The 15,300-nt window shown below is 71.9% G+C and carries 11 protein-coding genes and 2 pseudogenes; 5 read left to right on the top strand and 8 right to left on the bottom strand.

Annotated elements, in window-relative coordinates; all coding sequences use genetic code 11:
* Positions 1 to 61: 61 nt before the first annotated feature.
* The 3 genes and pseudogenes from JSY13_RS01125 to JSY13_RS01115 all read right to left on the bottom strand — a co-directional run.
* Positions 62 to 646, bottom strand: a complete 585-nt coding sequence (locus JSY13_RS01125) for a DNA-3-methyladenine glycosylase I (protein WP_259607194.1) — start codon at positions 644 to 646, stop codon at positions 62 to 64.
* A 164-nt stretch (positions 647 to 810) separates the two neighbouring features.
* Entirely contained in the window at positions 811 to 2,871 is a 2,061-nt protein-coding gene (locus JSY13_RS01120; RefSeq protein WP_259607193.1) for an acyl-CoA dehydrogenase family protein, read from the bottom strand.
* A 139-nt stretch (positions 2,872 to 3,010) separates the two neighbouring features.
* Positions 3,011 to 3,622 (bottom strand): annotated as a pseudogene (locus JSY13_RS01115) (glycoside hydrolase family 3 C-terminal domain-containing protein); the annotation flags it as partial.
* 99 nt (positions 3,623 to 3,721) lie between these two features.
* Here JSY13_RS01115 and JSY13_RS01110 point away from each other — a divergent pair.
* Positions 3,722 to 3,991: a TetR family transcriptional regulator C-terminal domain-containing protein gene (locus JSY13_RS01110; RefSeq protein ID WP_259607191.1), complete on the top strand. Its 270-nt coding sequence runs from the start codon at positions 3,722 to 3,724 to the stop codon at positions 3,989 to 3,991.
* A 238-nt stretch (positions 3,992 to 4,229) separates the two neighbouring features.
* On the opposite strand, the pseudogene JSY13_RS12500 reads toward JSY13_RS01110, so the two are convergent.
* Both JSY13_RS12500 and recQ read right to left on the bottom strand, forming a co-directional pair.
* A pseudogene (locus JSY13_RS12500) lies at positions 4,230 to 4,343 on the bottom strand (hypothetical protein); the annotation flags it as partial.
* Between the two features lie 265 nt (positions 4,344 to 4,608).
* Entirely contained in the window at positions 4,609 to 6,726 is a 2,118-nt protein-coding gene (gene recQ, locus JSY13_RS01100; protein ID WP_259607189.1) for a DNA helicase RecQ, read from the bottom strand.
* 102 nt (positions 6,727 to 6,828) lie between these two features.
* On the opposite strand from recQ, the gene JSY13_RS12495 reads away from it, so the two are divergent.
* Together JSY13_RS12495 and JSY13_RS01090 are read left to right on the top strand one after the other, a co-directional pair.
* Complete coding sequence (locus tag JSY13_RS12495; protein WP_336297696.1) at positions 6,829 to 7,122, top strand: GNAT family N-acetyltransferase; 294 nt, start codon at positions 6,829 to 6,831, stop codon at positions 7,120 to 7,122.
* Positions 7,119 to 8,051, top strand: coding sequence for a pirin family protein (locus JSY13_RS01090; RefSeq protein WP_259607188.1), 933 nt, complete (start codon positions 7,119 to 7,121; stop codon positions 8,049 to 8,051). Before JSY13_RS12495 ends, JSY13_RS01090 begins: the two co-directional genes overlap by 4 nt.
* 268 nt (positions 8,052 to 8,319) lie before the next feature.
* Here the strand turns inward: JSY13_RS01090 and JSY13_RS01085 are convergent, their stop codons facing one another.
* Positions 8,320 to 11,256, bottom strand: a complete 2,937-nt coding sequence (locus JSY13_RS01085) for a S8 family serine peptidase (RefSeq protein ID WP_259607187.1) — start codon at positions 11,254 to 11,256, stop codon at positions 8,320 to 8,322.
* A gap of 230 nt (positions 11,257 to 11,486) precedes the next feature.
* On the opposite strand from JSY13_RS01085, the gene JSY13_RS01080 reads away from it, so the two are divergent.
* Both JSY13_RS01080 and ddaH read left to right on the top strand, forming a co-directional pair.
* Entirely contained in the window at positions 11,487 to 12,032 is a 546-nt protein-coding gene (locus JSY13_RS01080; RefSeq protein WP_259607186.1) for an ECF transporter S component, read from the top strand.
* A gap of 30 nt (positions 12,033 to 12,062) precedes the next feature.
* Positions 12,063 to 12,824 carry a dimethylargininase gene (gene ddaH, locus JSY13_RS01075; RefSeq protein ID WP_259607185.1) on the top strand — a complete coding sequence of 254 codons (762 nt, stop codon included), beginning with the start codon at positions 12,063 to 12,065 and terminating at the stop codon, positions 12,822 to 12,824.
* 78 nt (positions 12,825 to 12,902) lie between these two features.
* On the opposite strand, the gene JSY13_RS01070 is transcribed toward ddaH, so the two are convergent.
* Together JSY13_RS01070 and JSY13_RS01065 are read right to left on the bottom strand one after the other, a co-directional pair.
* A complete protein-coding gene (locus JSY13_RS01070) occupies positions 12,903 to 13,841 on the bottom strand; it encodes a universal stress protein (protein ID WP_259607184.1) in 939 nt (312 codons plus the stop codon).
* Positions 13,838 to 15,292, bottom strand: a complete 1,455-nt coding sequence (locus JSY13_RS01065) for an amino acid permease (protein ID WP_259607183.1) — start codon at positions 15,290 to 15,292, stop codon at positions 13,838 to 13,840. Before JSY13_RS01065 ends, JSY13_RS01070 begins: the two co-directional genes overlap by 4 nt.
* Positions 15,293 to 15,300 lie beyond the last annotated feature (8 nt).

The raw sequence follows: 15,300 nt of genomic DNA, 5'->3' as shown, positions 1-15,300 counted from the left end.
GTGCAGTGAAGGAACGGTGCAGTGAAGCAAGGGTGCAGTGAAGAGGAACTGTGCACCGATGTCAGCCGGCCGCGGCCGCCCGCCAGCACCCTTCGACGTGGTCGTCGACCATGCCGGCCGACTGCATCAGGGCGTACATCGTGGTCGGGCCGACGAACCGGAAGCCGCGGCGGCGCAGCTCGCGGCTGAGGGCGTCGGATGCCGGGGTGACGGCGGGCACGTCGGCGAGCGTGCGCGGCCGCGGCCGCTCCGAGGGGTCGGGGGCGAACGACCACATCAGCGCGTCGAGCTCCCCCTCCGCCATGCCGGCGACGAGGGAGGCGTTGGCGATGGTGGCCTCGATCTTCGCCCGGTTGCGGATGATGCCGGCATCCGTCATCATCCGTTCGACGTCGTCCGCGCCGAAGGCGGCGACGGCGACCGGGTCGAAACCGGCGAACGCCTCACGGAAGCGCGGGCGCTTGCGGAGGATCGTGATCCAGGACAGCCCCGCCTGGAAGCCCTCGAGCGCCATCTTCTCGAACAGTGCCCGGTCGCCGTGCAGCGGGGTGCCCCACTCCTCGTCGTGGTACCGACGGTACTCGGCGTCGTCGCCCACCCAGGCGCAGCGGGCGCGGGCATCGGGGCCGGTGCGGAGGGATTCCATCCCGCCACGCTAGCGCCGGCGCCCCCCGGTCGTTGAGCGAGCGAAGCGAGACGAAACGCCCCGACGGAGAAGGGGCGCGCCACCCCCGGTCGTTGAGCGAGCGAAGCGAGACGAAACGCCCCACGGAGCAGTGCGTTTCGTCTCGGTCGGCTTCGCCGCCTCGCTCAACGACCGGAAAGACGCTTCTTCAGCTGCTTCTCGGTGATCGGGGCGTTGCCGGAGGCGCGGAGAGCGGCGTAGTGGGCGCGCGCCTCGTCCTGCCGCTGCTCCTCGATGCCGGACGCGATCGGGGCGCGGACGTGCTCGGGCTCGTAGCCGAACGCGGCCACCAGATCCAGCGCGTGCGGACGCAGCCGGGCACACAGCCGGTCGATGTACCGCGACACGGCGGCTGCCCGCTGCGTCGACAGCCGCCCGTTGATGAGGTACCAGGCCAGGTGCTTCTCGATGACGTGCAGCCCGAACAGATCCCGCAGCCAGGTCAGCACCTGCTTCGTGCCGGCATCCGTCGTCTGGTGCACGACATCGGTGAACGCCTCCCACTGCAGCAGCTCGCCGTGCGCGCGGGCGGCCTCGATGAGCTCGGCCTGGTTCTCGTTGAACAGCCTCTCGCCGAGCACCCTGTCCTTGCCGGCCGCGCGCAGCCGGCCGGCGATGTCGGCGACCATCTGCTGCACGCGCTCGGTGAGCAGCTCGTGCTGCTGCTCCTCGCGCAGCCCGAGCTCCACCGAGCGCGACACCTGGCCCAGGTCCGCCACGGCCTGGCCGAGCGCGCGGAGCCCGGCACCGTGGAACACCTTGCCGGCGGTCTGCCCGACCGCGTAGGCGGCGAGCGCCCGGGCATCCTTCCCCTTGAACTGCGCCGCGAAGTCGGAGAGCAGCCGCTTGCCGACCAGCTGCAGCAGCACGTTGTTGTCGCCCTCGAAGGTGACGTAGATGTCGAGGTCCTGCCGCAACCCGACCAGCCGGTTCTCGAACATGAACCCGGCGCCGCCGCACGCCTCGCGGCACTCCTGCAGCGTGTCGAGGGCATGCCAGGTGGACAGCGGCTTGAGCGCGGCGGCGAGCGTCTCGAGGTCCTCGCGGTCGTCGGGGGTGTCGGTGCGGCCGGAGAACACGCCGTCGAACTTCTGCAGGAACTCGTCGTGCGCGAAGATCTGCGCGTAGGTCGTCGCGAGGCGCGGCAGCAGGCGCCGCTGGTGCTTGCCGTAGTCGAGCAGCACCGTCTCCTGCCCGTCGGCGCCGTCGAACTGGCGGCGCTGCGTGGCGTAGGTGATCGCGATGTGCAGGCCGAGAGCGGATGCCCAGGACGCGGCGCCGTCGAGCGATACGCGGCCCTGCACGAGCGTGCCGAGCATGGTGAAGAAGCGGCGGCCCGGGCTGTCGATCGCGCTCGAGTAGGTGCCGTCGGGGGCGACGTCGCCGTAGCGGTTCAGCAGGTTGGTGCGCGGGATGCGCACGTGGTCGAAGCTGAGCCGGCCGTTGTCGATGCCGTTCAGGCCGCCCTTGAGCCCGTCATCCTCACGGCCGATGCCGGGCAGGTCCGTGCCGTCCTCACCGCGCAGCGGCACGTAGAAGCAGTGCACGCCGTGGTTCACGCCGTTCGTGATCAGCTGCGCGAACACCGTGGCGGCCACGCCATGCAGGGCCGCGTTGCCGAGGTACTCCTTGGTCGCGCCGCGGAACGGCGTGTGGATGACGAACTCCTCCGTCTCCGGGTCGTAGGTCGCGGTGGTGCCGATGGATGCCACGTCCGAGCCGTGCCCGATCTCGGTCATCGCGAACGCGCCGGGGATGGAGAGGTCCATGATGCCCGGCAGCCACCGCCGGTGGTGCTCCTCCGTGCCCAGCTGCAGGACGGCGGAGCCGAACAGGCCCCACTGCACCCCGGACTTGATCTGCAGGCTGGGGTCGGCGACGACGAGCTCCTCGAAGCCGGCGATGTTGCCGCCGTTGTCCTCCTCGCCGCCGAACGCCTTCGGGAAGGCCCGGTGCACGGCGTTGTTCTGCACCAGCAGGTGCAGCTGCGACAGCACGCGCTCGCGGTGCTCGTCCTTGCCGAGCGCGTCGTCGCGCCAGAACGCCGGGTCCTTGATCATCTCGCGGGCCTTGCGGCGGGTGTCGGCCCACGTGCCGAGGAGGCGCTCGGTGACCTGAGCGACGTCGATGCGGATGTCGTCGTACTCGGCGGATGCCGGATCGGGGCGGACGGCGGCGTCGACCATGGCGGTTCCTCTCGAAGGATGTCGGGACACCCTCATGGTAGGACTGCCACAACGGCCGTCGAAGTCGACTGTGGAGTCGCGCCAACCGCGGGGAGGGACCTCCTCCGCCGCGATTGTCGCGACTCCACAGCCCTCCGGGTCAGATGCTCAGGCCGTGCCCGAACCGGAACAGCGGGTCGGCGGTGTCGAACGGCACGTCGGGCCGGGACTCTTCGACCGCCGCCATGGACCGCGGCAGGTCGAAGGGCAGTCGTCCCTTCGCCTCGGCCGCGCCGGTGAGCACGTCGAGCAGGGCCGCACCGGACGCCCCCCAGTTGACGGTGATCGCGGAGGCGGAGCTGACGAACGGCGTGAGGATCGCCGGGCGGTCGCACAGCACGTCGACCACGGTGGCGACCTGGTCGGCCACCGCGCGCACGTGGGCGACGACGTCCTCGGGGAAGTCCAGCGAGCCCGCGTGGAAGAAGTTCTCGAACGCCGTCGCACGCTGCTCGTACGGCGCGTGCAGCCGGATCACCGCGAGGTCGGCATCCGCCGGGGAGGAGACGACCTCGCCGTACGCGGCCGCCACCTCGGGCTCGATCCCCTCGACGTACAGGCGGCGCCCGCGAGCTGCGGGGAGCACGCCGTCGTTGGTGAGCACCGTGATCGAGGCGCGCTGCGCGGCCTCGCCGGCGGCGCGGAAGTCGGCGCGCCCGACGATCGCATCCGCGGCGTCCTCGTCCACGTACGGATTCTCGAACAGGCCGAGCGCGCGCATCCGGACCGCGCCGCCGACGCGCTGCGCGAGCTGCCCGCGGACGCCGAGGAGAACGCGGCGAGCGAGGCGGGGCTGATCGAGGTGTACGCCGTGCTGTCCTGTGAGGCGGTGCCCGCCGGGCATCCGGCGCACGACTACTTCGCCGGGCGGTTCACCCGCACGATCGAGCACTTCGCCGAGCTGTTCCGGCTCGCCCAGCGGGACGGCGACCTGCCCTCGCACCGCGACCCGGAGCAGGAGGCGGTGTGGCTGGTGGCGCTGTGGGACGGCCTGCAGTACCGCTGGCTGTACGACCGGGACGCCGTGGACGTCGCCGCCCACCTGCGCGCGCACCTCGACGACGTGCTCCCGCGCTTGTGAGCGACGGACCGCAGTTGCTACGGTTTTCGCTACGCGACGGAGCGAACCGGCCTCGCCGCACACGTGTCCATGAGACGCGGATGTCCGGCCACCGACTCGCGGCGTCCCGTCGCCTCGTCATGGGAGCACCCCCGCTCCTCCCCGCCGCGCTCGCGCGGTGACCCGGCCGGTCATTCGTCAGGATCGGCCGCGAGCCGAAGCGGTCCACGAGCATCCCGCCGAAGACCGCGCCGACGACGGAGCCGACCATGATCGCGGCGTTCACGAAGCCGGTCATCAGCGGGTCGAGGCCGAACTCCTCCTTGACGGCCGTGATGCCGAAGGCGAGGGAGGAGAAGTCGTAGGCGTCCATGAAGATGCCGCCCAGGGCGAGGATGATGATCGCCTTGGTCCGCGTGCCCTGCGATCCCTTCTCGGCGAGCAGGGCGTGCACGTCGCGGGAGGTGCGGATGACGGTCGGCGCGGTGACGGTCGCGCGGGTACTCATGGGCTCGGCGTTGCTCATGTGCGCCCACACTACGGCCTGTCATGACATCTCGCCGCGCGGGATGTCACATCGCGAAACACGGATGCCGGAGCGCTTCGGCGGCGCGGAGCCTGCCGCGGATGCGGCCAGGTCAGGCGCCCGCGCCGGCGATGACGGCGAGCACCGCCTCGCCGTAGGCCTCGCGCTTCTTCTCGCCGATGCCCGTGATCCCGGAGAGCTCGGCGACGGACGCCGGCCGGTGCGCGGCGAGCGCGCGCAGCGTGGCATCCCCGAACACGATGTACGCGGGGACGCCCTGCTCGCGCGCGGTCTCGGCACGCCAGGCGCGCAGCGCCTCGAACACGCCGCGGTCCGCCGCATCCACCGTGTCCGCCGCCGACGCCTCGCGCACGCGTCCCGCGCTCACCCGGCCGATCGAGTCGCGCCGCAGCGGCACCGCCGTCTCCCCGCGCAGCACGCCGGCCGCGCCCTCGCCGGGCGCGAGCGTGCCGTACTCTCCCTGCGCGACGAGGATGCCGCGGGCGAGCAGCTGCCGGATGACGCTGCGCCAGTCCTGCTCGGACAAGTCGGCGCCGATGCCGTAGGTGGCGATCCGCTCGTGCCCCATCTTGCGGATGCGGTCGGTGGACGAGCCGCGCAGGATGTCGATCAGGTGGCCGGCGCCGAAGGCCTGATTGCGCTCGCGCTTGAGCCGCACGATCGTGGAGAGCAGCTTCTGGGCGGGGATGAGGCCGTCGAACGTCTCCGGCGGCTCGAGGCAGGTGTCGCAGTTCCCACAGCGGTCGACGGCGTCGGCGCCTTCGCCCGCGGATCGGGTTCGGTCCAGGCTCTGCCCGAAGTAGTTCAGCAGGTTCTGCCGGCGGCACTGCACCGTCTCGCACAGTGCGAGCATGGCGTCCAGGTGCTGGCCCATCCGCATCTTGAAGGTGCGGTCGCCCGGGCTCTGGTCGATGAGCCGCCGCTGCTGCACGACGTCGCCGAGGCCGTACGCCATCCAGGCGATGGACGGCTCGCCGTCGCGGCCGGCGCGTCCGGTCTCCTGGTAGTAGCCCTCGACGGACTTCGGCAGGTCGATGTGAGCGACGAACCGGACGTCGGGTTTGTCGATGCCCATGCCGAAGGCGATCGTCGCGACCATGACCACGCCGTCCTCGCGGAGGAACCGCGCCTGGTTCGCCGCCCGCACCTCGGCCGGGAGCCCGGCGTGGTACGGCAGCGCGTCGACCCCCTGCGCGACGAGGTGATCGGCGGTCTGCTCGACCGACTTGCGGCTGAGCGCGTAGACGATTCCGGACGGCGCGGCCCCCGCCGGCGCGTCGGGCAGCAGTTCGGGCACGCTCCGGATGAACGACAGCAGCTGACGCCGGGGGTCGACCTTCGGCACGATCCGGTACTGGATGTTGGGCCGGTCGAAGCTCGCCACGAAATGCTTCGCGTCGCCGAGCTGCAGGCGCTCGGTGATCTCGCGGTGTGTGGCCTTGGTCGCCGTCGCCGTGAGCGCCATCCGCGGCACCCCGGGGAAGCGCTCGGCGAGATCGCCGAGCGCGAGGTAGTCGGGGCGGAAGTCGTGCCCCCACTGCGACACGCAGTGCGCCTCGTCGATGGCGATGAGGCTGAGCACTCCGCGCTGCAGCAGGCGCGTCGTCTGCGGGCTGGACAGACGCTCGGGGGCGACGTAGAGCAGGTCCAGCTCGCCGGCGAGATAGGCGCGCTCGGTGTCCGCCCGTTCCTGCGGCGACTGGGTGGAGTTCAGGTACGCCGCGTTCACGCCGTTCGCGCGTAGCGCGTCGACCTGGTCGTGCATGAGCGCGATCAACGGGCTGATCACGAGACCGGTGCCCGGCCGGACCAGCGCGGGCACCTGGTACGTGACGCTCTTGCCACCGCCGGTCGGCATGAGCACGACGGCGTCGCCGCCGGCGACGACCTGGTCCACGATGGCGGCCTGGTCGCCGCGGAACTCGTCGTACCCGAACACCGTGCGCAGCGCCTCGAGCGGCGTGGCGTACCGGGCGGGTGCGGCCGTCGGAGTCTGCGGCACGTCGCGGGCGGGCGCGGCAACGACGCGGGTCGCCGCGGCGGCGGGCGCCGGGGGCGCGCCCCAGTCGAGCGGGGGCGCGTATCCGTCGTCCGGCGGAACCCAGTCCATGGGCTCGGGCGCGCCCTGATACGGATCAAGGAGGGGATCGCCCCACGGCTCGTCGTCGTACGGCAGATCCTCGTACGGATCGCGGGAGGCCTGCGGCATCCCTCCACCCTAACCATCGCCGACGACGCCGGGACCCGCTCTCCACAGCCCGGGCCGCCGTGTGCGGGCGTAGGTTGGACGCGTACGCCGGAAGGAGCCGCCTTGGCAGACATCACCGTGACCCGCAACGACGACGCGTCCCGCTACGAGATCCACCACGACGGCACGCTCGCCGGTTTCGCCGAGTTCGACCGCCGTCCCGGCGAGATCCGGTTCACGCACACCGAGGTCGATCCCGCCTTCGAGGGCAAGGGCCTCGCCGGCCGGCTCGTCCAGGACGCGCTGGCGGATGCCGTGGCATCCCGCGACACGATCGTGCCGTACTGCCCGTACGTGCGGAGGTACCTCGAGACCCACGACGTTCCCGGCGCCGACGTCCGCTGGCCGAAGCGATGATCGGCCGGCACCGCGTCCTGCTCGAACCGCGCGAGGTGCCGCTCGGCGGGGTGCGGAACATGCACGTGCTGCGCACGCTGCCGCACCGGAACCTCCCCACCATCGGGGCGTGGTGCTTCCTCGACCGCTTCGGACCCGCGCAGGTGCGGATGCGTCTGGAGCCGCATCCGCACATCGGACTGCAGACCGTCACCTGGCCGCTCGTCGGGGAGATCCGGCACCGGGACAGCGTGGGCAGCGACGTCGACCTGCGTCGCGGCCAGCTGAACCTGATGACCGCCGGGAACGGCATCGTGCATTCCGAGTACTCCGTGGGCGAGGATGCCGGACCCCTCGACGCCCTGCAGCTGTGGGTCGCCCTGCCGGAGGGTGCGCGCACGCACGCGCACGGCTTCGAGCAGCACACCAGCCTGCCCGCGGTGCAGCTGGCCGCCGCCGAAGGCGAGGACGCGACCGCGATCGTCGTGCTCGGGCGATTCGCCGGCGTGGACTCCCCCGCCACCGTGCACACCCCGATCGTCGGCGCGGAGGTCCGGGCCACGGCCGGGTCGCGGGTGGCGCTGCCGCTGGATGCCCGGTGGGAGCACGCGGTCCTGCTCGTGGAGGGCGACGCCGAGGTGGACGGGCATCGCCTGGACGTGAACGGCATGCTGTATCTCGGCGACTCCCGGGACGACGTCGAGGTGTCGACGGATGCCGGTGCCCTGCTGTTCCTGCTGGGCGGGGAGCCGTTCGCCGAGGACCTGGTGATGTGGTGGAACTTCGCCGCCCGCAGCCACGACGAGATCGTCGAGGCCCGGGAGGCGTGGGAGGCCGCCGGCGCCTCCGGCTCGGACCGCTTCGGGCACGTCCCGGGGCACGGGGAGGAGCGCATCCCGGCCCCGCCGATCCCGCCGGTGCGCCTGCTCCCCCGCATCCGCAAGCTCTGACCCGAGCCGCCGGCCCGCCGCCGCCGCCCTCTGCCGCACCGCCGCCGTCACCCCGCCGGGAGAAGAACGCACCGCGCAGCGCCCCGCGGATGCGGGAAGCTCCCGCCGACGGAGAGGGCCGACCCCGCCGGGAGAAGAACGCATCGTGCAGCGGCCCCGCGGATGCGGGAAGCTCCCGGCGACACAACGGCGGCGAGCGCCGCGGGCGGGGCCGGAGACGCGGGAAGGCCGGATGCCCGGCGAGGGGCATCCGGCCTTCCGTGGCGCGTCAGCGCGCGTCGACCGTGACGATCGTGCGCACGTCGGAGTCGCCGTACTGCACCACGCCGAGGTGCTTACGGGCGTCCAGCCCCGACCAGCTGAGGTCGTAGCTCGTCGCCTCACCGCGGGTGACGGTCAGCGGGTTCGGGGTGGCCGTGAACCCGCCCTCCCCGGCCGGCTGCACGTTGGCGTAGGTCATGTCCCACGTCATCGGGCCGGTGGTGGAGTACATGTTCGCGACGACGAGGTACGTGCCCGCCGTCGGCGACGGGATGGTCACCTGCTCGTCCGCCGCACCGGTCGCCGACTGCCAGCGCTCGTAGTAGCGCAAGTCCTCCGGCGACACCACGCGGTACACGGTGAGGTCGAGGTCGCTGCCCTCGTCGTCCGAGGAGTCGAGGTCGAACCGCGAGAGCGTGGTGCCCTCGGGCACCTCGACGATCCACGACACGTCCTTGTTCTCGTCGCCGGACTTCTCGTTCCCGGAGTGCCCGGGCACGGGGTTCGCCTCGTCGACCAGCAGCTCGAACGGCGTGAGACCGCTGAGGTTCAGCGGCAGCTCCCCGTCGACGCCGGGGGTGATCTCCACCGTCGTGGAGCCGTCGGCACCCGTCGCGGCGACCTCACCCGGAGCGGCGGCCGTGACCGGGAACACCGCGATCGGCGAGCGGACGTCGCCGCCCTCGCCCTTCCAGGTGAGCATGCCCGTGGCCCACTGCTCGGCCGGGGCGCCGGCGTTGTCGAAGGTGACCGTGAAGGTCTGCGACTCGCCGGCCTCCGAGAACGTCAGCGTCGACGGCTCGACCGTCGCGTTCACACCCGGCACCGACACCTCGGCGGTGTAGGTGCCCGGCGCGGTCGCGGTCACCGTGCGGGTGACCGTCTGCGCACTGGCGAGCATGCCGATCGAGATCGATGCGCCGTTCAGGTCGCTGCCGTCGATCGGCTCGATGCCGTCGAAGTCCGCCAGGCCCTTGCCCTCGATGAACGCGGCCCAGTCCGCCGGTCCGCTGAGATACAGCAGGCCGGGCTCGAAGTAGCGCGTCGGGTCGACCTGGCCGGCGCCCTGCGCGAACGGGTCGGTGTTCGCCGAGCCGTCGGCGTCGACCGTGTCGCACGCCGTGGTCATCAGCGCCGACTTGATCTCCGCCGGCGTGGCATCCGGGCGCTCCCCGAGGTACAGCGCGGCGAGGCCCGCCACGTGCGGCGAGGCCATCGACGTGCCGGACAGGATGCCGTAGGTCGGCTCCCCCTCCGCGGCGTTGTGCGTCGCGGCGAGGATCGCCACGCCCGGTGCGGCCACGTCCGGCTTCATGATGTCGGAGCCGTCCGCGTTCATCGGGCCACGGCTGGAGAAGCCGGCGACCTGCGGCACCGGCGTGGTCTCACCGGTCACGTTCTCGCCGATCAGCGTGATCGGACGGTCGGCGCCGCCCTGCACGTACGCCAGCACGGCGTCACGGTGCACCGAGGACAGGTGCACGGTGGGCACCGCGTGGAAGTCGTTGTCCAGCGAGTCCGCACCGCCGGGCACGTTCACCAGGACCATGCCGATGCCTCCGGCATCCTTCACGACCTGCGACTTCTCGGCGCGCGCGTTGCTGCCGCGATCGCACACCACGATGTGCCCGGCGACCTTCGCCGCGTCCAGCGTGCCGGGCAGGCACAGGTTCGCGCCCTCCGCCGCGGCGGCGTCGCCGGCGTAGATCGAGGGCCCGGTGACCTCCTCGCCGAACGGCACGCTCACCGAGGCGCCGGCCTCCTCGAAGCCGTCGAAGCGGACGGTGCCCTCCCAGGTCGGGATGGTGGATGCCGCGACAGTGGTGTACCAGGGCGAGGCGTGGTCGGCCGTGGCCGGGTCCGGGCCGCTGTTGCCGGCGCTCACGGCGACGAACACGCCGGCCGCCGCCGCGTTGAAGAACGCGATGTCGTCGGGCTCAAGGACGCTCGTGGCCGCCCCGCCGCCGATCGAGTAGTTGATCACGTCGACGCCGTCCGCGACGGCCGCGTCGATCGCGGCGACGAGGTCGCTCAGCGCGCAGATGTCGTCGTCGCTGACGCTGGTGTCCGGGCCGACGTAGCAGGCCTTGTAGGCCGCCACCTTCGCCGCCGGCGCGACGCCGGAGATGGTGCCGAAGTCGACGCCGTTGACGGATGCCGGAACCCCGAAGTTCCCGGCCGCGGTGCTCGCGGTGTGCGAGCCGTGCCCGTCGCCGTCGCGCGGGGACAGGTAGTCGTGCTGGAAGTCGAAGCCGGCCGCCTGAGCGCCGGTGTGGAAGTACCGGCCGCCGACCAGCTTGGTGGAGTAGTCGTTCTTGTTCCACTCCTGGCCCCGCACGATCGGGCTGCGGAAGGTGCCGCCGTCCGCCTTCTGGTAGACGACGTGGTCGCCGTCCGCGTACGGCTGCCCCTGGGACTTCTTGTGGTCCTTCTTCTTCAGGCCGTGCCCCGCGAAGGACGGGCTCTCGGGGGCGATGCCGGTGTCGATCACGCCCACGACCACGCCGTCACCGGCGGTGCCGACGCCGCCGATCTCCTCCCAGACGCCGCCGGTGCCGTCCACGTCGGAGCCGAGGCCGAGGAAGTCGGTGGACGACTGCGCCTGCGGATGCCGGATCTCGTCGGGGAACACGCCGAGGACGTCCTTGGATGCCCGGAGCGCGTCCACCTGCTCACCAGTGAGCTCGGCACTGAAGCCGTTCAGGGTGACCTGGTAGCTGGCGTCCGGGGTGACGCCGGCCTGCTGGGCGAGCTTGCGCTGCTCGTTCTTCAGGTGCGCGATGTACTTCTGCGAGTTCTCGGAGTGGGCGTCCAGCTGCTTGCCCTTCTCCGGCTTCGTCGCGCGGAGTCCCTTCGCGTCGCCGTCGTAGGTCGCGAGCGGGTCGCCCTTCAGGACCACGATGTAGTGGCCGGGGGTGCCCTCAACCGGCGCGGGGTGTGTCACCCCCTCGTCCGCGAATCCTGCTGTCGCCGTCGATCCGATGAACAACACGGCCAGGGATGCGGCCGCTGTCGCCCTGAGGGGTGTTCGTCTCATGAGCTCTCCCGATGTGTCCGATGCGGCGTCGTCGCCACAACGTCGCTCAACCTACCCGGCATCGCGGACAGCACGCCACCGCACACGGCGGACGCCGCAGATCGGCCGCGTCGGACCCCCGCCGATAGGCTGAACCGGTGAGCACCCGCACCGTTCTCAGCACGCGCGCGCTGCTCGTCTGCGCGGCGATCGGCGTGGCGACGGGCATCCTGGGCGGCGTCGCCGGGCTGCTCACGGTGCCGGTGATCGCGGGGCCGCTCGCGTTCCTGTACGGCCTGGTGCTGGGGGTGCACGTGCTGCCCGGCATCGTCGCGCAGGAGGTGCTGCGCCAGCCGCTGGTCGCCCTGGTCACGCATGTGATCGCCGCGCTCATCTCCAGCGCGTTCAACCCCGCCTGGACGGTGCGCTTCATCGGCACGGCCCTGCTGTTCGGCGCCGTGCAGGAGGGCGTGGCGGCGCTCACCCGGTACCGGTCCTGGGGCGCCTGGCGCTTCTTCGTCTCGGCGATCGTCATCGGCGGCCTCATCGGCGTGATCGTCTGGTTCGCCGTCGACCTGGAGCGCTTCCCCGCCTGGGCGCAGCTCGCCTATCTCGCGTTCTCGCTCGTCGGGCCGGTCGCCTGGACCGCGGTCGGGCTCGCGACCGGCTCAGCGCTCACGCGCGCGGGCGTCACCCGGCGCTGACCGTCCGCCCCGCCGGATATCGTGGAGGGCATGTCCCGCATCCTCGTCCGCCGTCCCTCGCCCCGTCTCGCCGAAGGCGAGCTCACCCACATCGAGCGCGTCCCGGTGGACGCGGAGCTCGCGCAGCGGCAGTGGGAGCAGTACGTCGACGCGTACCGGTCCCGCGGCTGGGACGTGGTCGAGATCGAGCCGGCGGATGCCCACCCCGACGGCGTCTTCGTGGAGGACACCGTGGTGATGTTCGGCGACCTGGCCGTGCTCACCCGCCCCGGCGCCGACTCGCGTCGCGGGGAGATCGACACCACCCGGGCGGCGCTGGAGCGCGCGGGCATCCCGTTCGAGCGGATCGAGGAGCCGGGCACCCTCGACGGCGGCGACGTGCTCAAGGTGGGCCGCACCGTCTACGTCGGACGCACGCTGCGCACCAACGATGAGGGCATCGCCCAGCTCGACGCGCTGCTCTCGCCCCGCGGCTGGACCGTTGTCCCGGTGCCGGTCACCAAGGTGCTGCATCTGAAGAGCGGGGTCACCGCGCTGCCCGACGGCACCGTGATCGGCTACCCGCCGCTGGTGGACGACCCGTCGATCTACCCGGAGTTCCTGCCGGTGCCCGAGGAGCACGGCACCGCGGTGGTCGTCCTCGACGACGACACCGTGCTGATGTCGTCCGACGCCCCGCAGAGCGCCCAGCTGTTCCGCGACCGCGGCCTCACCGTGATCGAGACCCCGATCAGCGAGTTCGAGAAGCTCGAGGGCTGCGTCACCTGCCTGTCCGTCCGCGTCCGCGACTGACAGTGCGCGGCGCACGCGGCCCCGACATGACGGTGCGGGTGCGCGTCATCCGCTGACGCGCACCCGCACCGCTTCCGTTCAGCGCCCGTCGGCGACCGGGGCGCCCTCCTCCGCGGCATCCGCGAGCTCCGCCGCCGCCCGGCGGGGGACGATGACCGCCGGGACCGGCGAGTGCCGCACGACCTTTGTCGCGTGCGACCCGATGAAGACCCGCGCGAGCGGTCCGAGCGTACTGGAGCCGACGACGAGCACATCCCCAGCGCGCCACTCCACGTCCTCCAGCGCGGTGGCCCAGGAGTCGCCCAGGCCGACGACGGCGCCCTCGAGCCGGGGCGGGCGCGGCAGCGCCGCGACGTCGTCGAGCAGGGAGCGGACGTGGTCCTCGATGTCGCGCACCCACTCGTCCGCGATGCCGCGGTCTGCCGAGCGGCCGACGCCCGCGGTCACGCTGCCGGAGGGCGTCACGGCGAACGAGGCGATCCGCAGCGACGCGCCGATGGTCCCCGCGACGACGGCGGCTCCCCGCACGACGTCGGCGGCCGCATCCGAGCCGCCGTAGGCGGCCGTGACGCGCGTGACCCGCGCGGCACCAGACGCCCGGAAGCCGCGGGGCGCGATCGCGACCGGCACCGGCGACGCGTGCAGCAGCGCGTCGCTGACCGAGCCCAGCGAGATCTGCCCCAGCGACCCGGCCGAGGACGAGCCGAGCACCACCAGGTCGGGCTTGTGCTCCTCGATCAGCTCGAGCAGGCCCTTGTGCGCGGAACGGGCGGTGTGCTGCACGAACGTCGCCTTCACGCCGACGAGCACGGATGCGGCGTGGTCGAGCACCACGTCGGCGGACTGCCGCACGTGATCGCGCCACTCGCGGTCGGTGTTGTGGGTGAGCGGCGACCACGACTGCGGCAGCACCGCGGCGACGACCAGCGGGGTGTCCAGCGACCGGGCCAGCATCGCGGCCAGGTGCATCACCGAGGTGGAGCGCTGCCCCGGGCTGACCCCGACGAGAATGCTCATCGGTCGGCGTCCTTCGGCTGCACCACGGTCGAGGTGAACGGCACGTCGGCCGGCTCGGGGGCGCCGCCGAGCACCGAGTGCCGGCGCCCGTAGAACCAGTAGAACACCAGCACCACGGCCGTCCAGACGACGAACACGATGATCGTGATCGGGCGCAGCTGAGAGATGATCCAGAGGCAGCCGAGGATGGACAGGATCGGGATCAGCGGGTGCAGCGGCAGGGTGAAGCCGCGCTCCATGTCCGGCTCGCGACGGCGCAGGATGATCACGGCGACGGCGACGACGAGGAACGCCACCAGGGTGCCGATGCTGGTCATCTCGAGCAGGAAGTTGATCGGGACCAGGGCCGCGAGGACAGCGATCACGGCGGTGACGATCATGGTGTTCGCGGCCGGCGCCAGGGTGCGGCGGTCGACGCGGGCGAACACCGGGGGCAGCATGCCGTCGCGCGACATCGCGAACAGGATGCGGGTCTGCCCGTAAAGGGTGACCAGGGTGACGCTGAAGATCGAGATCACGGCGCCGGCGGCGACGACGGTGCCGGGCCAGGACGATCCGATGATCGCCTCGAGGATCGCGGCGAGGCCGGCGCTCTGGCCTTCGAACTTCTCCGGCGACTGCGCGCCGACCGCGGAGATGGCGACGGCGACGTACATCACCACGACGACGAGGAGGGCGAACAGGATCGCGAGCGGCAGGTTGCGCTTCGGGTTCTTCGCCTCGCCACCGGCGGTGGACACCGCGTCCAGGCCGATGAAGGAGAAGAAGATGAGACCGGCGGCGGCGACGATGCCCTGGAACCCGGCGGGCGCGAAGTTCGCGAAGTGGTCGGCGTTCCAGCCGGTGAGCGCCACGGCGACGAAGAACAGCAGCACGGCGACCTTGATGACCACCATCACGGCGTTCGCGGTGGCGGACTCGCCCGCGCCGCGCAGCAGCAGCAGGCCGCAGAGCACGATCACGATGACGGCGGGCAGGTTGATGATGCCGCCCTGCTCGGGGGCGTTCGACAGCACCTCGGGGATGCGGAAGCCGAAGAGGTTGAACAGCAGCTGGTTCACGTACTGCGACCAGCCCACCGCGACACCGGCGGTGGAGACGCCGTACTCGAGCAGCAGGCAGGCCGCGACGCCCATCGCCGGCGCCTCGCCGAGGGTCGTGTACGCGTAGGAGTAGGTCGATCCGGACACCGGGACGGAACCGGCCAGCTCCGCGTAGCAGAGCGCCGTGACGCCGGCCACGGCCCCGGCGATCACGAACGACCAGACCACGGCGGGTCCGGCGATCGGGACGGCTCCGGAGAGGACGTAGAAGATGCCGGTGCCGATCGTGGCGCCGATGCCGATCATCGTGAGCGCGAACAGGCCGATGCTGCGCTTCAGATGCGAGTCCTCGACCCCTTCGAGCGGGGCGGGTTTGCGGCGGAGAAGCTGGTGACGCACAGAGGTCATGAGTGTTT

The sequence above is a fragment of the Microbacterium neungamense genome, assembly GCF_024971095.1.
Lineage (GTDB): Bacteria > Actinomycetota > Actinomycetes > Actinomycetales > Microbacteriaceae > Microbacterium > Microbacterium neungamense.
The sequence above is the reverse complement of the archived record's forward strand: the minus strand, read 5'-3'. Positions and strand labels throughout refer to the sequence as shown.